Consider the following 22,908-nt stretch of genomic DNA (forward strand, 5'->3'; position numbering starts at 1 on the left):
CGCGTGACTCGATCGCGGATAATACGGGGTTTTTTTGAACGCTTCCCGATGATATCTGAAGAAGGAGCTAACCGGAGCAAAAAGACTTTCTCCCTTGGGAAAAATATGATAGAATTTACTGAATACGATAGCACCGGCCGCGATACCGGAGAAAGGAGCTTTTAATGATCGAATCCAGCGCGCCTGCCATGAAGGGGGAAAAAACAAAATACCGTCTCGCCGCAGCCATGAAGGAATGCATAAAGACAACTCCGGTCGATGCGATCACTGTCCGCCAGATCACAGAGCGCTGCGGCGTCACCCGCCAGACCTTTTACCGGAATTTTCTTGATAAATATGACCTGATCAACTGGTATTTCGACAAGCTCCTCGCCCGCTCCTTTGAACATATGGGCCGCGGGACCACGGTCCTTGACAGCCTGGAGAAAAAATTTACATATATTCAGGAGGAAAAGGCATTTTTTGCCGCCGCATTCCGCTATGACAGGCAGAATTCCCTGCGGGAGCATGATTTTAAGCTGATCCTCGCCTTTTATGAAAATCTGATCCGGGAAAAAAGCGGCAGACCGGCCAGCCCTGAGATCCATTTTCTTCTGGAAATGTACTGTCAGGGCTCGATCACCATGACCGTAAAGTGGGTTCTCGGTGGCATGGACCTGACCCCGTCCCAGTTTGCCGGGCTTCTCGTCCGCGCGATGCCGGCAGCATTGCGGGATCTGTTTCTTGAGCTTCATCTGCTGTCCTGATCTATTGTTATTTTGCACAATTTTTCCATATCTTTCTTTTGCAATATGTCGATTTTCCTTGAAGTGTTACACTTGGCCTTTTCTGTAACTTTCTTTTTGCCCTTCGGATTTGTTAATATAATAACAAAGGCACAGAAAGCTTTTGAGTTCAAGTATTCATGGAAGGAGTTTTTTATCATGGCAAATCGTATTATGTTAAATCAGACATCTTATCACGGAGCAGGCGCGATTCAGAAGATCGCGAACGAGGCAAAAGCCCACGGCTTTAAAAAGGCGTTCGTATGTTCCGACCCGGATCTCGTAAAATTCAAGGTTACCGCCAAAGTAACCGACATTCTGACCGCAAACGGTCTTGACTACGAGCTCTACTCCGATATTAAAGCAAACCCGACGATCCAGAATGTCCAGCACGGTGTTGAAGCCTTTAAGGCATCCGGCGCTGACTACCTGATCGCCATCGGCGGCGGCTCCTCCATGGATACCTCCAAAGCGATCGGCATCATCATCGCAAACCCGGAATTTGAGGATGTAAGAAGTCTTGAGGGTGTTGCACCGACGAAAAAACCGTGTGTTCCGATCATCGCCGTTCCGACAACAGCCGGTACTGCTGCCGAAGTTACGATCAACTATGTTATCACCGATATCGAGAGAAAACGTAAATTTGTATGCGTTGACCCGCATGACATGCCGATCATTGCGATCGTTGACCCTGATATGATGTCCTCCATGCCGAAGGGACTTACCGCTTCTACAGGTATGGATGCCCTGACCCATGCCATCGAAGGCTATACAACAAAGGCTGCCTGGGAAATGACCGATATGTTCCATCTGAAAGCCATCGAGATCATCTCAAGATCTCTGCGCGGTGCTGTAGCAAACACAAAGGAAGGCCGCGAGGGAATGGCTCTCGGTCAGTACATTGCCGGTATGGGCTTCTCCAATGTTGGTCTTGGTATCGCCCACTCCATGGCACACACACTCGGTGCTGTCTATGATACCCCGCACGGTGTTGCCTGCGCAATGATGCTTCCGATCGTTATGGAATATAATCAGGAATGTACCGGCGAGAAATACCGTGAGATCGCACGTGCAATGGGCGTTGCAAATGTTGATTCCATGTCTCAGGACGAATACCGGAAAGCTGCTGTTGACGCTGTCAAGAAGCTTTCCGCGGATGTCGGAATTCCGTCTGTCCTTGAGGCGATCAAAGAGGAAGACCTTCCGTTCCTTGCGGAGTCCGCACATGCAGATGCCTGCGCGCCGGGCAACCCGAAGGATGCCAGCGTAGAAGACCTGAAAGACCTGTTCCGTAAGATCATGGCATAAAAATGCCTTCTCGCATTTATGAAAAGAGCTCCGGCAAATTGGCCGGAGCTCTTTTTATCTGTCGCTTTTTATCGCATTCACTTCTCACCCATTAGTGCATAATGTCATAAACCACACCGCAGAAGATCTTCACTGCATTCGGAAGAACCTGCTCGTCGATATCGAAGATACGGCTGTGACCCGGGCCAGCTTCGTGGGTGAGGACACGCATGAAGGTCGCCTGTCCGCCCTGTTCCTGGACGCGGTTCATCATGTAGGAGACATCCTCGCTGCCGCCGTTTTTGCTGCTCATTTCCTTCGCAACCGGCAGATGGAGATCTTCCTCGCAGACTCTCTTCACCCGCTCCATCAGCGCTTCACTGCTCGTCAGGGAGTTTGCCGCGCCCATAAGCTTCATCTCACAGGTGCATCCGTGCATTTTTGCCGCGCTCTCGATAATGTTCACTGCGTAATTTTTCATGTACTCGTTGATCTCTGTGGTCTCACCGCGGACCTCGATCTCCATCTTCGCCTCGTCCGCGATAACATTCCGTCCGCTTCCGGCGACAACGGTTCCCACATTTACTCTGGACACGCCGCCGGAGTGACGCGGGATCGCATAAAGGTTTAAGATCGCCGTTCCGACTGCCAGCATGACATTCCGTCCAACCTCCGGTGATCCGCCCGCATGGGCAGATTTTCCGTGGAAGATCACATCATATTTTGTCGTTGCGAGAGAGCCATAGCTTCCCGGAATTACCACTGCCGGATCGTCCTCTTTCTTATTTGTCACATGAGAGCCGATCAGGTAATCCACGCCGTCAAGATGTCCGTTATCAACGATGGATTTCGCACCGCGGACACCCTCTTCTGCCGGCTGGAAGATCAGCTTTACCGTTCCGTGGAGCTGGTCCTTAATGGACATCAGGACCTTCGCCACACCGAGTCCGATGGTGGCATGTCCATCATGTCCGCAGGCATGCATAAAGCCTTCATTTACGGAGTTAAATCCCTCTTTCGCCGGTCTGTGGCTCGGATCATGCTCCTCGAATACGCCGAGGGCATCGATATCAAACCGCATGGCAACCGTCGGGCCCTCGCCGCAGCGCAGGATTCCGATCACTCCGGTCATTCCTCCCTTTGTGTATTTCACGAACTCCGGATCTGCCCCCTGGGCAACCGCGCGCTCATACTGTTCCTCCAGCTTCTCATCGGACGGAACGCCCATTCTGGAATCCTTTTTGCAGACTTGGTCCCCCACGAGCACTTCATATCCGAGATCCGTCAGTTTTCTCGCAATGATGGACGAAGTCCGCATCTCAAACCAGCCCGGCTCCGCATACTTATGAAAATCACGTCTCTGTGCCACAAGATCCCCGGCCATCTCATCGGTCATCGTTTTGATCTGATCATAAATATTCATTCATTTGCCCTCCCGTGTGATGTTTTTCTCTATTATAATGGGCTCGCAGCCAAAATTCCACAAAAACATTTTATTTTATGGGCGATTGATGTACTTTTTATTTATCTTTCTCCATTTTTCTGTTCTTTTGAACCATATTAAAGTATGTGCGGAAGATGCGAAGAAGCTCTTCCACCATCAGAGTTTTTTTCTTGTAAACAAAATTTATTTCCACATTCTCCAGATTTTCTGCTTCCGGAAGATGATACTGTACAATGTCTGGATCCTTCTCAATAATTTCCGGAGGCAAAAATCCGACTGCAAGCCCCTCTCGCACAAAAGAAGTTATTGTTGTAAGCTGATTCGCATAAAAAATCACATTTGGGATTACATGATATCCAGCGAAGTATTCCAGGATAAAAGTATTCAGCTGAGAGGATTTAAATTGAAAGACCATCGGAATTCCTTCCAGTTTCTTCGGTGATATAATTTGACTATCCAGTTTGAAAAATGTCGATGATGCACATAACGCCAATGAAAGTTTTCCAACAGGGATATATGTGAGAGCCGGATCCCTCATCTCCTCCCGGCAGGAAAAACAGGCCGCATCCAACAGATTATTTTTCAGAAGCTGTGTCATATTTACGATAAAATTTTCCTGCATGTTGATCGTCACACCCGGAAGCTGCTCCTGCATATAGGGAAACAATTTCGACAAATGAATGGCTGCAACATTCGGAGCGATTGCAAGGGAAACAGACTTGTCCATCTGCAGCTTCTCAATACTTGTCCGAAACTCTTCATAATGCTCCACCAGACGTTTCGCCTGTTGATAAGCGATATTTCCTGTCGATGTCAGGAACAGATCATTGTGATGTCTTTCAAAGAGCGAAACGCGGAATTCTTTTTCCAGATCCCGGATTGCCGATGAAACTGCCGGTTGGGACACATGAAACTGCTCTGCGATTCTCGTAATATTCAGTTCTTCCGCAACTGCAACAAAATATACAAGTTGTGTCATCGTCATTGTTTTTATTCTCTCCTGATTTTTTGTTTTCAAATTTTCAGTTTGTATTTCTCTTTTTATTGTACCATAAGTTTTTTCTTATAGTATAAAAAAATATATTCTTTTATTTATTTTGTTTTGATGCTACGATATTTCCATGATCATTCTGTGCATAATGATGAACCAAAGACCTTATCTCTGGCTGCAGACAGGAGCAAGGCGAAAAACAAATGTTTCTACTTTTCATACAGGAGGGAATTGTATGACAACGCAAATTGCTATTGTATTGGGGATCATTGCCCTTATGAGTATTTCATTCTTTTTTGAATTGCTGCCACTTGGCTTCACAGCTTTAATGGTACCTGTTCTTCTTCAGGGAACCGGCATCCTCGACGCAAAGACTGCATGGTCCGGCCTGTCCAACACAACAGTTATCACATGGATTGGTCTTTTCATTATCGGCGCTGTTTTTGCAAAAACAAGTTTCACCTACCGCATCCGCGTATTTATTCAGAAAAACACAAAAGGAAGTCCGTTAAAGGTCTTTCTTATGATCATTGCAGGAATCACCGTTATGGGACTTGCAACAACCGCTACTGCTACGATTGCAGCATTAACTCCGATCATCATGGAACTCTGCAAAGATTCCGGACTCAGCGAAAAACGTGTATTCAAATCCGCTGCTGATCTCTGCACCTGGGTCTGTGTACAATGTTTTCCGATCGGAAGTTCCATTACCTACCTGCTTCTTTTTAATCAGTACATTACAGACGCAGGTTCTGAAGTCCAGTACGGTCTTATGGATTTTACATGGATCAAGCTTCCAATGTTCTTCTTCCTGCTTGTTTACTATATCGTCATCTGTAAGAAGTTTGTCGTTGATAAAGAGGCCTCTGCTCGTGCTCAGGAAACGCTTACAGAAGAAATTGATTACTCGACCAAAACTCCATATACCCCTCTTCAAGAAAAACTGGCTACATTCATTTTCCTTGCAAACGTTGTCCTGATGGTCATTGCCACTGCAACAAAGATCGTTCCGGTATATCTCGTATCCACAACATTCGCAGCTCTGGCTGTCGGCCTAAAATTAATTTCTCAGAAAGACGCATTTAATTCTGTAAGCTGGGGGGTAATCTTTCTTGTTGCCGGAACACTTCCGCTCTCCAACGCAATCACTGCTTCAGGTACCGGTGAATGGATCTCCAATCTGTTCAGCAACGCATTCCCGAACCTGACAAACCCGATCATCCTCGCGACAATCTTCTGCTTTGTTTCTATGTTTATTACACAATTCATGAGCAATGCTGCTGTTATCGCGATCTTCTCCCCGATCGCAGCAACCATGGCGATCAATCTGGGGATTGATCCCCGTCTCCTTGTTGCCGGCGTTGCCTGTGGCTCCATTATCTGCTTTGGAACACCGATGGCTGGAACTGCAGAGGGATATGTATACGGTGTCTGCGATTTTAACATGAAAGATTTTATCAAGATTGGCTGGATTCCTTGTGTAATCATGACAATTGCATTTGCCGTATGGGCACCATTTGTTCTCAATATGATCTACTAAAAAAAATTACTTGAAAGGACTTTAAATTATGATTGAATCTACTGCTGAACGCGCTGCTCGCATGAAGGCGCTCGCTGAAAAAGCTGCTTATTTTACAAGCAATCCATGGATCCTCTACCATGAGCCATTTCAGGTTACTGACAATATTTATTTTGTCGGAAACACCTATGTCTCCACCTATCTGATCGACACCGGCGATGGTCTGATCCTGATCGATCCGGCCTTCAAAGAAAGTGTCTATCTTGTTTTTGACGGAATTCGAAAACTGGGATTTCATCCGGAAGATATCAAACATATTTTTCTTTCCCATGGCCATTTCGATCATGTGGCTGCTACCAGATTTCTTCAGGAATACACGAAAGCAAAGGTGTGGATCAGCGAAAACGATGCATTCTTCTTTACCGAACGTCCCGACCTCATCTGTGGAGAGATCCCGCCGTTTACGATCAGCGAATATTATGATTATTCCAAACCATTTGAAATGGGAAATGTAAAGATCGAGTTTAAGCTTTGTGCAGGACACACCCCTGGAACAACGACTTTTGTGATCCATACCTCCCACCATGGAAAACCAGTGATCGCTGCAATGCACGGAGGACTCGGATTAAATGGCCTTACTTATGAAGAATTGGAAGAAAACCGGCTTCCTGCTCATCTCCAGGCTGATTATGTAAATCAGCTTCGTGAAATGATGAAGCTTCATGTCGATATCGTCATCCCTTCTCATAACCATAATTACGATCTGCTATCCCGCTATAAAAATGATGACGGTAGCGGTGACATTTATCTGGATCCAACAGGATGGCAAACGATGTTGCAGGAAATGTTGGAAAAAGCAAAAAGTGTAATTCCGGATCAATTCTCGTAAATAATCCGGATTTCCTTACACAAATATCATATTGAACGCCAAAGATACTGTATGACCATGTTTTTCCTGTCATGCAGTATCTTTTCGTTTCATTTGATCCAATTCCAGCAGTACCCATCATTCTGATGATGTCTTGTCACAAATTTCCACTCCAAAATTCTTCCCCTACCAGACAATAAAAGCGATAAAAAACCGTCTTATGCCCATTTTTCCTTGAATCCACACACAAAATACGCTATACTAGTAGCAGATTGCATTTAAAAAGAAGAGACTATGTAACACACCGTTACAGGAGATGTATTTAGAAGGAGAAACAATCATGCAGTTGACAACAGTCAAAGAGCTCTTTAAAGAGCGTGAGAAATATTTAGACAAGGAGATCACCGTCGGTGGCTGGATCCGCAGCATCCGTGACTCCAAGGCATTCGGCTTTATCGTATTAAACGATGGTACAAGCTTCGATACCTTACAGATCGTTTACCATGATACAATGGCAAACTTCGCTGAAGTTTCCAAGTTAAACGTCGGCGCTTCCATCATCGTAAAAGGTACTCTCGTTGCAACACCGGAGGCAAAGCAGCCGTTCGAGATCCAGGCGACAGAGGTTGTTGTTGAAGGCGCTTCCAGCGCGGATTACCCGCTCCAGAAAAAGCGTCACACCTTCGAATACCTTCGTACGATCCCGCACCTTCGTGCGCGTACCAACACCTTCCAGGCTGTATTCCGTGTGCGTTCCCTGATCGCCTACGCGATCCACCAGTACTTCCAGGAGCAGGGCTTCGTCTATGTCCACACACCTCTGATCACATCCAGTGACTGTGAAGGCGCAGGCGAGATGTTCCAGGTAACAACTCTCGATCTCGATAACGTCCCGAAGACTGAGGACGGCGCAGTTGATTACAGCGAGGACTTTTTTGGAAAGCATACAAGCCTTACCGTAAGCGGACAGTTAAACGCTGAGACCTACGCAATGGCATTCCGCAATGTTTATACCTTCGGACCGACCTTCCGTGCTGAGAATTCCAACACGACCCGTCATGCTGCCGAGTTCTGGATGATCGAGCCGGAGATGGCATTCGCTGATCTTGATGACAATATGACTGTGGCAGAGGGCATGTTAAAATATGTCATCCGCTACGTTCTTGAGAACGCTCCGTCTGAGATGAACTTCTTCAACCAGTTCGTCGACAAGGGACTTCTCGACCGTTTAAACAACGTATTAAATTCCGAATTCGGCCGTGTTACCTACACAGAGGCTGTCAAGCTCCTCGAAGAGCACAACGACGAGTTCGATTACAAGGTATTCTGGGGCTGCGATCTCCAGACGGAGCATGAGCGCTATCTGACTGAGAAGATCTTCAAGAAACCGGTATTCGTTACCGACTACCCGAAGGAGATCAAGGCGTTCTACATGAAGTTAAATCCGGACGGAAAGACAGTTGCCGCTGTGGACTGCCTCGTTCCGGGTATCGGCGAGATCATCGGCGGAAGCCAGCGTGAGGACGATTACGACAAGCTTCTCGCCCGCATGAATGAGCTCGGATTAAAACCGGAAGACTACGGCTTCTATCTCGACCTCAGAAAATACGGCAGTGTCCGCCATTCCGGTTTCGGTCTCGGCTTCGAGCGCTGCGTGATGTACCTCACAGGAATGGGCAATATCCGTGACGTGATCCCGTTCCCGCGTACCGTTAATAACTGCGAGTTATAAGGAAAAACAGCAGCCCGCCGCGTCCTTTCGATGCATGGCAGCCGCAGGGAGCGCACAGACGATCTGTTGCGCTCCTTTTCGATTTTTCCTGATCTTTTACACTGGGAGGAACCTATGAAATTTATCCACACCGCCGATATCCACTGGGGCATGATCCCGGACAGTGATAAGCCCTGGGGCAAAAAGCGGGAACAGGCGATCCGACTGACATTCCAGGGAATCATTGAGGACGCGAGAGACTCCCGCGCCGATCTCCTTCTGATCTCCGGCGATCTGTTCCACCGCCAGCCGCTGGCCCGCGACTTAAAGGAAGTCAACTATCTGTTCTCTACGATCCCCGGGACCAGAGTTGTCATCATTGCCGGAAACCATGACCGGATCCGGAAGAGTTCCGCACTCCTCAGCTTTACCTGGGCGCCAAACGTGACATTTCTGATGGACGAGGACCTCTCTTCCGTCTATTTTGAGGAGCTGAACACAGAAGTTTACGGATTCAGCTATCACACTGCCGAGATTACCGAGGCAAAGGCCGACAACATCTCTCTTCCGGCATCCCGACGTACCCGGATCCTCATGCTCCATGGCGGTGATGCAAAGCATGTTCCTTTTGACCGGAATGCACTGGCTGCATCCCCGTTCTCCTATATCGCCCTTGGGCATATCCACAAGCCGGAGGTTCTCCTGGAAAACCGCATGGCCTACGCAGGTTCCCCGGAACCGCTCGACATGACGGAGACCGGACCGCACGGATATTTTGTCGGGGAAATCGACACCGCAAGCGGTCATGTGACCTCCCTGCAGTTTAAGGAAGTCTGCCAGGCCCAGTATATCCCGTTAGTGGTCAATGTAACTCCTCAGACGACCAACACCGAGCTCTCCCAGATCATCGCCGACGAGATCCGCAAGCGCGGCGCGGGCAATATCTATCGTTTCCGCATCCGCGGCATGCGGGATCCTGATATCAGTTTTGACCTGGATCTTCTCTCCGGTCAGTGGAATATCATCGAGATCCTGGATGAATCGGAACCGCAGTATGATTTCCACGCATTGTTCGCGGAACATCCGAGCGACATGATCGGCTTTTATATCCAGGCGCTCATGAAGGAAGATATGAGTCCTGTGGAGAAAAAAGCGCTTTATTACGGGATCCACGCCCTGCTTATGACAAAAGACGAAAGGAGTCAGCCATGAGATTACTCGAATTACATATCGACGGGTTCGGAAAATTTCATGACCGGACCATCTCCTTCAACGACGGGATTAACATTATCTACGGAAAGAACGAAGCCGGAAAATCCACGCTCCACACCTTTATCCGCGGCATGCTCTTCGGGATCGAGCGCGGGCGGGGACGGGCGGCAAAGAATGACCTGTATACAAAGTACGAACCGTGGGAAAACAGCGGGACCTACGAAGGCTGGCTGAGACTGGAAAAAGATGGGACCATCTACCGCATCGAGCGGCGGTTCCGGAAAGAAAATAAGTCTTTAAAGATCATCAATGAAACGAAAGGTCTTGAAGAGAACGCAAGTCCGGAGTTTATCTCCAGGCTCTTAAACGGGCTCACTGAGACCATGTACAATAACACGATCAGCATCGGCCAGCTGAAGAGCGCCACCGAGGACGGAATGGTGACGGAACTTAAGAATTATATTGCCAACATGAACACCACCGGCAATATTTCCTTAAATATCACAAAAGCCACCGCATTCCTGCGCAACCAGAAACGTTCGCTCGAAGCCGGGCTGATCCCGGAGGCAAGCCGGGAATTCACCTCTCTTCTCGCTGAGATCCGGAATATTGAATCTGAGATCGCCGGCCCGGAATACGAGAACCAGCTCGCCTCCTACCAGAATATGCGGACCCAGGTCAATGGACTGATCGAAAATACCCAGACACAGAAAAAGGATCTGGACGAGAAACTCGCAAACGGAAAGAAAGTCCTGGCAGACAATGGTTTTACAGACCAGGCTTCCGTGGATGCGATGTCCTCCAATGCAGAAAAATTATACAGTGAATACAATATGCTGAATATGGAGTGCAGCAAGAAGTCCAGAAAAGTCCTGTCCGCGCTTACGGCCGTTCTCGGGATCGCAGGACTCGGGGCAGCGGCGGCTCTTGGATATTTCAATCTCACCGCATATCTCCCTGTCTGCGGAGCTTCTGTGGCGGCGGCTGTGATCTTTTTTATCATCTCCCTGATCTTCCGTCAGAAAGATAAAGAATATCACAAAATGTGCGACAGCACCTCGGCGGAACTTGGCGCTCTTCTTGCGAGACATCTCGGAGATTCCGCAGTGTCCGAAGATGCCATGAACGCATTCCGCGCGCGGATGGGCGAATTTTCGAAGCTCTGTGATATGGTCGCCCAGTCCGAGGCGGAAATCCGGAAATTCCTGGAAGATCTGAGCAATCTCCAGACAAGACAGGCCGGCTGCAGCGAAATGATCGAAAAGCAGCAGCGGACCCAGTGGGAACTGGAAAAGAAGCTGGAGCATTTAAGCAACTGCAAGAATAAAGCAAAAGCATTAAAACGGACACTTGCAGAGAATGACCGGATCCACGATGAGATCGTCGCCATCGACCTCGCCCAGGAGACTATGGCAGATCTCTCCTCCACGATCCGTGATTCCTTCGGACTTTATCTGAATAAAGAGGCCTCCCAGTACATCACCGGCATCACCGGCGGGATCTACGACAGCATGAGCATCGATGAGAATCTGAACGTCTTCCTGAACACGAAGACAAAGCTTGTCCCGCTTGAAAATGTCAGCAGCGGAACGATGGACCAGGTCTATCTCGCCCTGCGCCTTGCCGCCGCAAAGCTTCTCACGGGGTCCGGCTCCGAATCCGGAGGTTTTCCGCTGATCTTCGACGACAGCTTTACCCAGTACGATGATGATCGCCTGAAAACAGCTCTCGAATGGCTTGCCTCCGCCTACGGCGGTCAGATCATCATCTTCACCTGCCATCGCCGCGAAGCGCAGATGCTGCGCGCAAGACAGGTGCCGTTTCAGTTGATCGAGATGTAAGATCCTGTCCTGGCCGATCCGTAATTGTTCAGCACCTTCCCGGCTGCGAACAAAAATCCACGTTTTCTGCAAAAAATGTCGGCAGTAGATTAAAACTGCCGACATTTTTATATTTATAAGGATTCCGTCTTTCCACAGCACGCAGTCTTTTACGCATACTTTTCCACAATCGCCCGGAATTCATCCCCATGACCAGCGATCCAGGTCTCCCAGTTCATGTTAGATGCTGCCGCTGCTTTTCCAAGCTCCACGAGAAGCTTCGGAAGATCACGCTCCAGGATCACGGCTCCGGCCTCGCCGAATTTTGCCGCACCGAGTTTATCACTTCCACCGACGAACATCTTAAACGCAGACTCCGGCTTTCCGTCTACGGTCTTTGCTGCGCCCTGGAAACCGAGCGCCGCCGCCTGATGCGCGGAACAGCTGGACGGACATCCGGAAATACAGATCTTCGGAAGAGCGCCGTCCGGAATTCCTGCCTCTCTGACGGCCGCTACAGCCGCTCTGAGCGCCGCCTGGCTGTCTCTGACGCCCTGCTGGCAGATCGATGCGCCGATACATGCAACACTGTTCTCAAAGGCTGTCTGGGCTCCGTCAGCCGTTGCTGCGAGAACCTTCTTTGCCTCGTCTGCAGTCAGGTTGATGATATAGATCGTCTCATGCGGTGCGATCCGGCACTCTGCATCCGGGATCTCCTTTAAAAGTGCGAGAAGCTCTGCCGGTTTTCCAGCCGGGAGACATCCTCCGATCGGATGATAAGCGACTGCGTAGAGCCCCGGCTGTTTCTGGGCAATGACGCGCTTATCAGAGATTTCTCCGGAACCTTTTTTCGTAACCGTTTTTTCTTCCACATGGAGGTCCAGACCGCCTTTTTCTTTCATTTTCTGCACGTTCTCAAGAAACGCCGTCTTTAATCCGTCAACTCCCAGTGTCTCCTGCATGAAACGGGTGCGGGCTTTCGCGCGGTTCTCATAATTGCCGTGCTGGCAGAATGTCTCGATCATGGCGCGGATATAGTAAAGGATCTCTGTCGCCTGGACATGTTCATCTACGAGGACTCCCATCTTATAGCCGCCGCCGAGTCCGCCGGCGATCCGGAGTGTGAATGTTCCGTCCGGATTTGCCATGAATCCCATATCACGGAATGCACTGTGTACAGAATCGTCAGCGCCGTTGCAGAACGCCACTTTCAGCTTTCTCGGCATATGGATCTCACCAGCGATGGAGAGCAGATACTCTGCCGCTGCCTCCGCATACGGCTTTACATCGAAAGCTTCCCCTTTCTGTACTCCGGAGAGCGGGCTCATCATGATATTTCTCGGATTGTCTCCGCCGCCGCCCCGGCTGTAGATCTCGGCATCAATTGCTTTTTCCATGAGGACCGGAACCTGCTCCGCCTTTAAATTGTGAAGCTGGACAGTCTCACATGTCGTAAGCTTCATGAGCTCCACACCGTAATCCTTTACCGCCTCTGTAAGGAATTCCAGGCGCTTTTCCGTCAGGTTTCCGCCTGCCATTCTGAGACGCAGCATATGTTTGGAAGGATCCCGCTGCGCATAGCTTCCGAATCCTCCGGAGATTCCCTTGTATGCCTTCCGGTCGATCTCGCCTTTGTCAAATTTTTCAATTGTCTCCACGAAATCATGGATCTGTTCGCGAAACTGTTCTTCCCATTTTTCATTCATCATGATTGTTTTCCTCTTTCCCCTTTTTCCTTTTCCAGGCTGTACGGATCCTTCCGGTGTCTCACCTTCCGGCGGAATCCGCAGAATTTCTACTCTTTCCAGTGCAGATGATGCAGATGTCCTTCCATCGTCATCTTCTCAAACCCGTTCTGTCTAAGCGCCTCATAGAGCACGATCGCCACGGAATTTGAAAGATTTAAGGACCTGATATCTCCCCACATCGGGATCCGGATACAGTTTTCACGGTTCTCCACAAGGATCTCCTCCGGGATCCCGCGGCTCTCCGGTCCGAACATGATATAGGCGTCCGGATCATACGGAACATCCGTGTATACATGTTCGCCTTTGGTGGTCGCCATGTAGATCTTTGCTCCCGGATTCTTCTTTAAGAAATCCTGATAATCACTGTACACCGTCACATCCAGCTTGTCCCAGTAGTCCAGTCCCGCGCGGACCAGGTGTTTCTCACTGAGCTTAAATCCCAGCGGCTCGATCAGGTGCAGCTTCGTGTTCGTCGCCACGCAGGTGCGTCCGATATTTCCTGTGTTGGCCGGCATTTCCGGCTCGTATAATACGATGTTCATGTTGTGGTCTCTCCTGTCATATAAAAAGAATGTGCTTCGGCTCGTTATTCGCATAAATAAGAATGAATGTGCCTTTTTGTTTAACAGGAAGTTCCATCGGAATTTCCTGTTAAACAAGAAATTTCCCGGCCCGACCACCTTCATGATCAAGCCGGGGAAGCTCCGTTTTCCATGACTGTCCGGTATCCGCACAGTCACAATTCTTTTTATTTCTCTTCGTTCAGGTGTCTCTTTACGAAACGCTCCATTCTCTCAAGCGCACGTTTCAGATCATTTAAGGAGTACGCATAGGAGATTCTCAGATATCCTTCTCCGCAGTCGCCGAACGCAGTACCCGGAACAACGGCCACCTTCTCCTCCTCAAGAAGCTTTAAAGCAAACTCATCGGAAGTCATACCGAATTTCTTGATGCTCGGGAATACATAGAACGCGCCCTGCGGCTCATAGCAGTCAAATCCCATATCGCGAAGTGCCTTTACAAGGTAACGTCTTCTCTGGTCATATGCCTCACGCATCTCGACCACATCATGATCACCGTTTCTCAGCGCCTCAACCGCAGCATACTGGCTTGTTGTCGGCGCACACATGATCGCAAACTGGTGGATCTTTAACATCTGTTTCAGGATGATCTCCGGCGCACATGCATAGCCGAGACGCCATCCGGTCATCGCGAAGGATTTCGAGAAACCGTTGATCAGAACGGTACGCTCCTTCATTCCCGGGAATGCGGCGATCGTGCAGTGCTGTCCCTTGTAGGTAAGCTCGGAGTAGATCTCATCGGAGATAACAAACAGGTCTTTCTCCACGCAGACCTTTGCGATCTCCGCCAGATCTTCCGCCTCCATAATGGAACCGGTCGGGTTGTTCGGGAACGGAAGCACCAGGACTTTCGTCTTCGGTGTGATCTTTTCCAGGAGTTTTTCTTTTGTCAGGCGGAACTTGTCCTTCTCCTCAAGCTGGATCGTAACCGGAACACCGTCCGCCAGGATCGTACACGGAGTGTAGGACACATAGCTCGGCTGCGGGATCAGAACTTCGTCTCCCGGATTTAACATCGCGCGAAGCGCGATATCGATCGCTTCACTTCCGCCGACGGTTACCATGACCTCTTTGTTATAGTCATATTCTACGTCAAAACGTCTCTTTAAATAGTTGCAGATCTCGATCTTCAGATCTTTTAAGCCTGCGTTGGATGTATAGAAGGTACGTCCTTTTTCCAGAGAATAAATGCCCTCTTCACGGATATGCCACGGAGTATCAAAATCCGGCTCGCCGACGCCTAAGGAGATTGCATCTTTCATCTCACTTACAATATCAAAGAATTTACGGATCCCGGACGGCGGGATCGTTACGATTTTATCAGATAACGGGTTTCTCACGGTGTAATCATCATCCTTTCATCCCCCGGCTTCTCATACATGATCGTGCCGTGGTCCTTATATTTCTTGAGTACAAAATGGGTCGCTGTGCTGAGGACGGAATCCATCGGGGACAGTTTTTCAGATACAAACTGAGCGACCTCACGCATGGTCTTTCCTTCGATGATCACGGTGAAATCAAACGCACCGGACATCAGATATACGGAATTCACTTCGCTGTACTGGTAAATACGCTCCGCGATCTTGTCAAATCCCATTCCTCTCTGCGGAGTTACTTTCACTTCGATCAATGCGATCACTTTCTCGTTTCCGGTGTTATCCCAGTTGATCATGGTGTGATATCCACAGATAATATTTTCTTTTTCCATGTCCGCGATCTCATTCGCGACGGCTGCTTCACTCTCGCCCAAAAGGGCGGCCAGATCTTTCAGATCAATTCGGCTGTTCTTTTCAATGATCGCCAAAATTTTTTCACGCATGATAAATCCTCCTTGTTACATATCTGTTCAGTACTTTCACCTGAGAAATCTGCCGCCGGCATTCTCTTATGGGCAGCAGTTTCTTACAAAGTCATAGCAGCGATTACAGGTAAATCCATATTCCGACCGGCTGTCCAGGCAGGAAAGCTTTCTCCCAGTCAGATCACTGTCATACACATTCTCCTGTGATCTTATAGATTTCATCCTGTGCCGGGCGTTCCAGAAATCCTGTTGTTCCGATCCCGGTCATCTTTCTCGCGATACCTTTTTCCACTTTTCCGATCACTGCGGACGGGATCCCCGCCTCGCTTAAGATCCTCACGGCATCCCCACCGTTTTCCACCGCCATCAGAAGGCATTCTCCCGATGCGAGCCGGTATGGATTCAGGTCAAAAAGTTCACAGATCTCGATTGTTTCCTGTGCGACCGGGATTTTCCTCAGTTCAAAGGAAATTCCCTGCTCATACGCTCCTGAGATAGTCCAAAGGGCGGCCAGTATGCCGCCCTCCGAAATTTCTTCCCATTCTCCTGCGCCGCAGGCATCGAACATCTCCGGAGTCAGTTCTAACTTTTTATCTGCCTGCTCCCGGATCCGCTTGACAAACCATTCCGGGAATCGGGCCGATATCTCTTTTTCTTTTGCCGACAGAGCCGCCTTCACACCGTTTTTTCCGATCGTCCCTGCGACTACCAGATCCTGTCCCGGTCTGAAGATCCCCGCTCCGTTGGGTTCGCGCTCAATTTTTCTCATGATTCCGGTCTCTCTTCTATGCGGCCTAAGCCGCGTTCTCACCCATTCCAGGGCCATAATTTTCGCCCGGCTGCAGTCCGGCAGTTTCAGCAGGTGCCTGTGTTTCCGGCGCCTCTGTCTCAACCGGTGCCGGCGCCTCTGTCTCGGTCGGCGCTGCCGTCTCAGTTGGCGCTGCCGTCTCGGTCGGTGCCGGTGCTGCTGTCTCAGCAGCTCCCGTTCCTACACGGTAAACTGTTTTTGACGCATTGTATGTGTCAGAGTTCAACAGAGTACGTTCCTGCAGCTGTCCATCCACATATACGCACTTATATAATTTCGACTTTAATCCCGTATGCCCGGATTCCACTTTCACGCGCTTTCCGGCCGGAAGGCTCGGATCCTGGATCTCCTGGGTTGGTGACGGCACAGTCTGAAGTGTCTCTGACTCAAATGCCAGAGTGCGGTTCGACGGTCTCGTCTCTTTTCCGTAGATCGTGAACGTCAGTGTCTTTCCCTGTGTGTATCCCTCGATATAGATCGGGGTATCATAAGGATTCTTCACCTTCAGGTCTTTGTAAGTTCCGGCAATCGCCGCATCCATAGACGGTTTTACATAGCTGACCGACATGGAATGATTCTGGCGCTGAATGATCTCCAGCTCCGCGTATAAAGCCGCGTTGTAGAGAGTTGTAGAGATCTGGCAGACACCGCCGCCGATACTGTCAACAGACCGGCCATTCTCATAAGCAGTCGCCGTCTTATATCCGTTTTCCAGTGTGAACGGATGCATACACTCATACCCGGAAAGAACCTCTCCCGGCATCAGCACATGTCCGTTGATCTTTCCCGAACCTACTGCAAGGTTTGTGGATCGGGAAGCACCGCTGGTCGCAAAGCTCGTGGAAAAAGTTCCGAGAACATCCTTGATCGTCGCGAGATCTTCCTCCGTCACCTTCGGCTTATCCACAGTAACGGACGCCTCCACACGGATCGCGCCTGTGTCCTCACTGTTCAGCGCCTCATTAAGGGCCGCTTTCGTTGCGTCCATATCTACTGTCACACCTTCTTTTGAAGGTGTGATCTCAAACTTTCCGTTCTTTCTCGTGATCGTTGCGTCGACAGCATCCGCCACCGCAGAATCACAGTTCGCGGATACGAAAGAAGAGATCTTATCCTGATCCACAGAGAGATCCAGCTCGATCTTCAACGGATTTACCTCAAGGTCTTTCTTTTTCATATACCTTTTTACAAGATTTCCCTTCAGCTCTGTCCCCTGGATCGCTTTCGCCACCTCATCCTGATTATCCCAGGCAACGCCAAGCGTCTTCGCATCGGATTTCGCCTCCGCGCCATTTACCACAAGTGTGATATCCTGATTTAGTTTTTCATTTACATAGCTTTCGATCTGCTTTTCGGCTTCCGCTTCCGTAAGTCCGGAAAGGCTGACGGCTCCAACGGAGACCCCATCCGGGATCCGCTCATCTGCCAGTGTGGAAACCGGGGCGATCCAGACAAGTCCGGCGCTCAGTAACGCCGTCACACCTGCGATCCACACATTTTTTTTCATTCTTTTTTCCTCGCTGATATCTTTCTGCTGCCTGATATATCCCAGGTCTTTTCTCATCATATTAAAAGATAGAAAGAAGGGAACCGAGAATCATCGGCACTACCATTGCAAGTACGACCAGCACGATCACGATGGTAGAGAAAATCTTTCTTGTTTTTTTGTTATTCATGTTAAACAAACCATTCACCTCTTCTTGCTTTCCATTCCGGTCCGCATCTCACAGCTCTCATCAGCTGTCATGCCGTTTAATAGTCATTCTTCCAGCGTTCCCGAAATCTATCCCTGTTTTTTCGCATTTTCCGGTATTCTTCCATACTGGAAAATGATCTTGTCGATCATCCGGGAGATTTCATTTCCGGACATGTGATCGATCTCGACAGTTATGTCTATTCTATGATATTTTAGTAAATCCTGCAAGTGTTCTTTTTGCCTTTTAGACGCCGTCCGTTCCTTTTTTGCCTTATATTGCAGCATTTTTGCGGTGAAGAGTTCCGGGCGCTCTTTTCCGAACCTTCTTTTTAATTCCTGGTAGAGATCATGGGCGGCATAAGCGTCGGAAAGCGCGCGGTGTGCCGTGTCCTGATGAACGCCAAAATATGCGCAGGCAGCACCCAGATTTTTCTTTTCCGCTCCCGGCATCAGATAGCGGCAGAGCTTCAGCGTATCAACCCCATATTTCTCGAATTTCCGCTTCTGGTTTACCGCAGCCTGAACAAGGAAACCGTAGTCGAAAATGATCTGATGTCCAAGGAGCGGGAGATCTTCCGTGAAGTTTAAGACCTCATCCAGGATCTCATCGATCCCCGGTGCATCCTTCACCATATCATCCGTGATCCCCGTCAGCTCCACGATCCTCTCCGGGATCTCCCGGTGCGGGTTTACCATCGTATGATAGGTGTCCACTGCCTCGCCATCTATCACCTTCACCATACCGATCTCCGTGATCTTTTCATGGCGTGCACCGATCCCTGTCGTCTCAAGATCCAGTGCGACATAAGAATTTATCATTTCATCTGCCATGTCTCTTCTCCATCCTTGTATACAAAACGCACCGCTCCCGCATTCCCAGACAGCGGATCCCACTTTTTATAATCAAACAGTACAAACGTCCCATCTTCCATATGTTCCAGATGAGCCATTTTCGCCATCTGCCTCGAATCAAAGCCAGCGTAATCCGTGAGCCATTTTGGATTTTCTTCCTCCGCCATGAAGAATTCGCGGACTTCCTTTTTGTACGGAGACTGGTCGCTGGCAAAGGACGGACGGCTCTTGATGTTTTCGCGGACATAGAGGTCATACATTAAACTGTCACGGAAGTCCGCTAAGGACGGCTGTCCGGTTTCCGGGACCTTTGCAGCCGTAACATGATCCCGCTCTTCTTCCCTCATATCCTCTTCCAGGAACCGGTACAGGATCTCATACCTGGCCAGTCTGCTGTGGCTGATCCCGGTAAGGCCGTTCTTCTCATAGTATTCCGCCAGATTCACAAAAATCTCCGATGGTCTCTGGAATCTTTTCTCCAGCAGCTTCATCGTCGCCGGGAACTGGCCGCTGTTATAGTAGACCTCGACCATGTCCTCCACGCCTTTCAGACGGATCACATCGCTGTAAGGAAGCCACTTTGTGGAAAGCACTTCATATGGCGGGATTCCCCGGTATTTCAGATCATATGCCGCAACCTGCTCCTCCATGTAGGATCCTTTTAACACCTTTAAGAACCCCATCTGGAGCTGATCCGGACGCATCCGGTAAACGTCATCAAATGAGCGCATAAATGATTCATAGTTCTCATAGGGAAGTCCCGCGATCAGATCAAGGTGCTGGTGGGTATTCCGGTAATCGTAAACACGGTCCACCGCCCGTTTCAGTTTTACCAGATCCATGTGCCTGTGGATCTCCCGGATCGTGTCCGGATTTGTAGACTGGACACCGATCTCCAGCTGGATCAGACCCGGGCGCATCTTTCCGATCAGTTCCAGCTCCTCCTCGTCAAAGATATCCGCGGAAACCTCGAAGTGGAAGTTCGTGATCCCGTTATCATGCTCCACAAGGTACCGCCAGATCCCCAGCGTGTGTTCTCTTTTGCAGTTGAAGGTGCGGTCCACAAATTTGACCTGTGGAACCTTGTGGTCCAGGAAAAACTGCAGTTCCGGGAGTACCAGATCGAGACTCCGGAAGCGCACCGTCTTATCGATGGAAGAAAGACAGTAACTGCAGGAAAACGGACACCCGCGGCTGCTCTCATAGTAGACGATCCTGTTCTCGAATCCTGCCATATCATCATAGTAAAATGGGATCTCATCGAGACTGAGAAGACGCTGCGGACCATGTTCCTCGATCTCGCAGTTTGCTGCGCGATAAGTAATTCCCGGAATCTGACTTAAGTCCAGACGATCTGAATGCGCATTTTCTCCTTCGGCATTCTCCGGCATCCGGGTATTTTCCGCACAGCCGGAAGTTTCCTCCTTTGCCTGTCCCCTAAAGCTTTCACCTGTATATCCGTCCGGTACGGACGTTTTTTCTCTCTGAAGATAAGCACGCACAAGCTCTGTGAACGTCAGCTCGCCTTCCCCGCGCATGATACCGCGAACATCCGGCTCTCGCGTCAGCACTTTTTTCGCATCATAGGACACCTCCGGACCGCCAAGCCAGATCTCCGCCTCCGGCAGCACTTTCTTTACGTCCCGGACGATCTCCATGATATAGGAAATGTTCCATATATAGCAGGAAAAGCCGATAAAATCCGGCTTTCTCCTGTAGATATCCTGTAAAATTAAATCCATCTGATGGTTGATGGTATATTCTCCGATCTCGATATCCGCTCCCGGGATCTTTGTCCGCGCAAACGCGCGCAGACTGTATACACCAGGATTTGAGTGGATATATTTGGCGTTGATCGCCGCCAGCAAAAATTTCATTGATTCCTCCGTTATACCCGGTACTCGATCTTGCGTCCTGTCGGGTTATACTGATAATACCGCACGCCAGCTGCATTTAACATTCTCTTGGACGCCCGTGTGGACGCATCGTTCGCGTACTTGTCGCTCTCGTAAACGATCGTCTGGATACCGGCCTGGATGATCGCTTTCGCACACTCATTGCACGGGAACAGGGTCACATAGAGTTTGCTTCCTTCCAGACTGCCGCCGCGGTAATTTAAGATCGCGTTCAGCTCACTGTGCGTCACATAGAAATACTTTCTGTTGTACGGGTCCTCATCCATCTTATCCCACGGGAATTCATCATCGGAACAGCCTTTCGGAAATCCGTTGTAGCCCATGGACAGGATCTTATTGTCCTGACTCACGATGCAGGCACCTACCTGCGTATTCGGATCTTTGGATCGCATTGCGGAAAGCTTCGCAACTCCCATGAAATATTCGTCCCAGGTAATATATCCGTCTCTCTTCTCTGACATGGTTTCTCCTCCATCTCTGTGATGATCTATTATTGTATCACGATGTAACTGTTCCATGGATTTTTACACATTTATAATATGATATCCCGCTGCCTTGCACAGGCGGTTCATGATCGCCTGGCCAAGCTGGTCCTTGGAAAAGCTCTCTGAGAAGATGCAGTCTACCTTGCGCGCATCAAAGTCACGCAGCACCGCAAACAGGTTGTGGGCAACTGTCTCCTCATGTTCTCTGCTTCCGATCACCTCAAGATTTCCATCCAGATACAGATCCCGGCTCTCCTCGGTGCAGATGATGCCGACTTTCTTTCCCTCGGCCTCCGCCTTCTTTGTCTGCTCATTGATATAAGCCACGACCTTGTCCATATCGCCCTCGACCAGCGTCATGTCCGCCTTCGGGGCATAATGGCGATACTTCATTCCCGGCGCTTTCGGCTTAATATCTCCGCTCACCGGTCCCAGGATCACCGGATCGATATCAACCTGCCCCAGTGTCTCACGGAGCATCTCGATCGTGATCGCCCCCGGTCTTAAAAGTGTCGGAACCTCACTCGACACATCCACGATCGTGGACTCCACGCCGATCCCAACGGCACCGCCGTCGATCACCATCTCGATCTTTCCGTCCATATCTTCGATGACATGTTCCGCCTTTGTCGGGCTCGGTCTTCCGGATGTATTGGCACTCGGCGCCGCGACCGGAACTCCCGCCAGATGGATCAGGCAGTTTGCCACCGGGTCAGACGGCATGCGGACCGCAACGGTGTCAAGACCACCGGTCGTTCCGTAAGGCACAATGTCTTTTTTCGGAAAGATCATGGTCAGCGGGCCCGGCCAGTATTTTTCCGCCAGTTTCCGCCCGGCTTCCGGGATTTCCTTTACGATCGCCGGGAGTTCCTCCATACAGGAAATATGGGCGATCAGCGGATTGTCGGATGGACGTCCTTTTGCCGCATAGATTTTCTTTGCCGCTTCCTCATTTAACGCATTCGCGCCGAGACCGTAAACAGTCTCGGTCGGAAATGCCACAAGGCCGCCGTTTCTTAAGATCTCTGCCGCCTCCAGAAGCCCCGGATTCTTTTCCAGTGCTTCTCTTGTCTTTTCTTCTTTTCTGATGCGAACTACTTTTGTATTCATATTATGCACTCTCGATTCTCTTATCAATAATGTTTGGAGCCGGAGTCTCTTTCCCCACGCTCTCAGAACTGCCCTGCGCCTTGAAATTCGCAGTATTTCTGCATGATCCCAGTTTTTTCTAATGATAAAGGTGCTGCACAAAACGCAGCACCTTACTTTGTTTAATTGCGTATTCAGTTTAGCACATGGATGTTATGGTTGCAACAGATTTCCGGCGGATTTACTGGCTCTCCGTCAATCCTTCCGTTACAGTACACGGGCACTCCATGCCCGCGCACTGTAACAGGGTTTTGCC

The 22,908-nt window shown here is 49.6% G+C and carries 19 protein-coding genes; 7 read left to right on the plus strand and 12 right to left on the minus strand.

What is annotated here, in order from left to right:
• Positions 1-164 precede the first annotated feature (164 nt).
• Both ACXMYH_RS14320 and fucO read left to right on the plus strand, forming a co-directional pair.
• Positions 165-746, plus strand: a complete 582-nt coding sequence (locus tag ACXMYH_RS14320; protein ID WP_486555135.1) for a TetR/AcrR family transcriptional regulator C-terminal domain-containing protein — start codon at positions 165-167, stop codon at positions 744-746.
• A 177-nt stretch (positions 747-923) separates the two neighbouring features.
• Positions 924-2,072 carry a lactaldehyde reductase gene (gene fucO / locus ACXMYH_RS14325; protein WP_486555136.1) on the plus strand — a complete coding sequence of 383 codons (1,149 nt, stop codon included), beginning with the start codon at positions 924-926 and terminating at the stop codon, positions 2,070-2,072.
• Positions 2,073-2,163: 91 nt separating this feature from the next.
• On the opposite strand, the gene ACXMYH_RS14330 is transcribed toward fucO, so the two are convergent.
• Together ACXMYH_RS14330 and ACXMYH_RS14335 are read right to left on the minus strand one after the other, a co-directional pair.
• The gene (locus tag ACXMYH_RS14330; protein WP_486555137.1) at positions 2,164-3,474 is read right to left on the minus strand and encodes an amidohydrolase; all 1,311 of its coding nucleotides are present in this window, start codon (positions 3,472-3,474) and stop codon (positions 2,164-2,166) included.
• Positions 3,475-3,571: 97 nt separating this feature from the next.
• Positions 3,572-4,480, minus strand: coding sequence for a LysR family transcriptional regulator (locus ACXMYH_RS14335; RefSeq protein WP_329751333.1), 909 nt, complete (start codon positions 4,478-4,480; stop codon positions 3,572-3,574).
• Positions 4,481-4,721: 241 nt separating this feature from the next.
• Here ACXMYH_RS14335 and ACXMYH_RS14340 point away from each other — a divergent pair, with 241 nt between their 5' ends.
• The 5 genes from ACXMYH_RS14340 to ACXMYH_RS14360 all read left to right on the plus strand — a co-directional run bounded on the left by ACXMYH_RS14340 (position 4,722) and on the right by ACXMYH_RS14360 (position 11,637).
• Positions 4,722-6,026, plus strand: a complete 1,305-nt coding sequence (locus tag ACXMYH_RS14340) for an SLC13 family permease (protein ID WP_329751334.1) — start codon at positions 4,722-4,724, stop codon at positions 6,024-6,026.
• A gap of 28 nt (positions 6,027-6,054) precedes the next feature.
• A complete protein-coding gene (locus ACXMYH_RS14345) occupies positions 6,055-6,894 on the plus strand; it encodes an MBL fold metallo-hydrolase (RefSeq protein WP_215703457.1) in 840 nt (279 codons plus the stop codon).
• A gap of 319 nt (positions 6,895-7,213) precedes the next feature.
• The gene (asnS, locus tag ACXMYH_RS14350) at positions 7,214-8,605 is read left to right on the plus strand and encodes an asparagine--tRNA ligase (protein ID WP_118321889.1); all 1,392 of its coding nucleotides are present in this window, start codon (positions 7,214-7,216) and stop codon (positions 8,603-8,605) included.
• A gap of 114 nt (positions 8,606-8,719) precedes the next feature.
• Positions 8,720-9,796 carry a DNA repair exonuclease gene (locus tag ACXMYH_RS14355; protein WP_215703456.1) on the plus strand — a complete coding sequence of 359 codons (1,077 nt, stop codon included), beginning with the start codon at positions 8,720-8,722 and terminating at the stop codon, positions 9,794-9,796.
• Positions 9,793-11,637 (plus strand): ATP-binding protein, encoded by a 1,845-nt coding sequence (locus tag ACXMYH_RS14360; RefSeq protein ID WP_486555138.1) that lies wholly within the window; start codon positions 9,793-9,795, stop codon positions 11,635-11,637. The genes ACXMYH_RS14355 and ACXMYH_RS14360 overlap by 4 nt, the downstream gene beginning before the upstream one ends.
• 149 nt (positions 11,638-11,786) lie before the next feature.
• On the opposite strand, the gene ACXMYH_RS14365 is transcribed toward ACXMYH_RS14360, so the two are convergent.
• The 10 genes from ACXMYH_RS14365 to ACXMYH_RS14410 all read right to left on the minus strand — a co-directional run bounded on the left by ACXMYH_RS14365 (position 11,787) and on the right by ACXMYH_RS14410 (position 22,613).
• Positions 11,787-13,325 (minus strand): nitrite/sulfite reductase, encoded by a 1,539-nt coding sequence (locus ACXMYH_RS14365; protein WP_486555139.1) that lies wholly within the window; start codon positions 13,323-13,325, stop codon positions 11,787-11,789.
• 86 nt (positions 13,326-13,411) lie between these two features.
• Positions 13,412-13,906 carry a tRNA (uridine(34)/cytosine(34)/5-carboxymethylaminomethyluridine(34)-2'-O)-methyltransferase TrmL gene (gene trmL / locus ACXMYH_RS14370; protein ID WP_118297287.1) on the minus strand — a complete coding sequence of 165 codons (495 nt, stop codon included), beginning with the start codon at positions 13,904-13,906 and terminating at the stop codon, positions 13,412-13,414.
• Positions 13,907-14,112: 206 nt separating this feature from the next.
• Positions 14,113-15,285 (minus strand): aminotransferase class I/II-fold pyridoxal phosphate-dependent enzyme, encoded by a 1,173-nt coding sequence (locus ACXMYH_RS14375; protein ID WP_118297288.1) that lies wholly within the window; start codon positions 15,283-15,285, stop codon positions 14,113-14,115.
• Complete coding sequence (locus ACXMYH_RS14380) at positions 15,282-15,764, minus strand: Lrp/AsnC family transcriptional regulator (protein WP_118533419.1); 483 nt, start codon at positions 15,762-15,764, stop codon at positions 15,282-15,284. The genes ACXMYH_RS14375 and ACXMYH_RS14380 overlap by 4 nt, the downstream gene beginning before the upstream one ends.
• A gap of 169 nt (positions 15,765-15,933) precedes the next feature.
• On the minus strand, positions 15,934-16,515 hold the full coding sequence (locus ACXMYH_RS14385) for an AIR synthase-related protein (RefSeq protein WP_118297290.1): 582 nt from the start codon (positions 16,513-16,515) through the stop codon (positions 15,934-15,936).
• A 25-nt stretch (positions 16,516-16,540) separates the two neighbouring features.
• Entirely contained in the window at positions 16,541-18,061 is a 1,521-nt protein-coding gene (locus tag ACXMYH_RS14390) for a VanW family protein (RefSeq protein ID WP_486555140.1), read from the minus strand.
• 276 nt (positions 18,062-18,337) lie between these two features.
• Positions 18,338-19,081 carry an exonuclease domain-containing protein gene (locus tag ACXMYH_RS14395; RefSeq protein WP_346011284.1) on the minus strand — a complete coding sequence of 248 codons (744 nt, stop codon included), beginning with the start codon at positions 19,079-19,081 and terminating at the stop codon, positions 18,338-18,340.
• Positions 19,066-20,979 carry a B12-binding domain-containing radical SAM protein gene (locus ACXMYH_RS14400; protein ID WP_486555141.1) on the minus strand — a complete coding sequence of 638 codons (1,914 nt, stop codon included), beginning with the start codon at positions 20,977-20,979 and terminating at the stop codon, positions 19,066-19,068. The genes ACXMYH_RS14395 and ACXMYH_RS14400 overlap by 16 nt, the downstream gene beginning before the upstream one ends.
• A gap of 11 nt (positions 20,980-20,990) precedes the next feature.
• Positions 20,991-21,479: a deoxycytidylate deaminase gene (locus ACXMYH_RS14405; RefSeq protein ID WP_118297292.1), complete on the minus strand. Its 489-nt coding sequence runs from the start codon at positions 21,477-21,479 to the stop codon at positions 20,991-20,993.
• Positions 21,480-21,542: 63 nt separating this feature from the next.
• Complete coding sequence (locus ACXMYH_RS14410; protein WP_486555142.1) at positions 21,543-22,613, minus strand: L-threonylcarbamoyladenylate synthase; 1,071 nt, start codon at positions 22,611-22,613, stop codon at positions 21,543-21,545.
• Positions 22,614-22,908: the final 295 nt, after the last annotated feature.

It is taken from the genome of Pilosibacter sp. NGB245 (assembly GCF_057397225.1).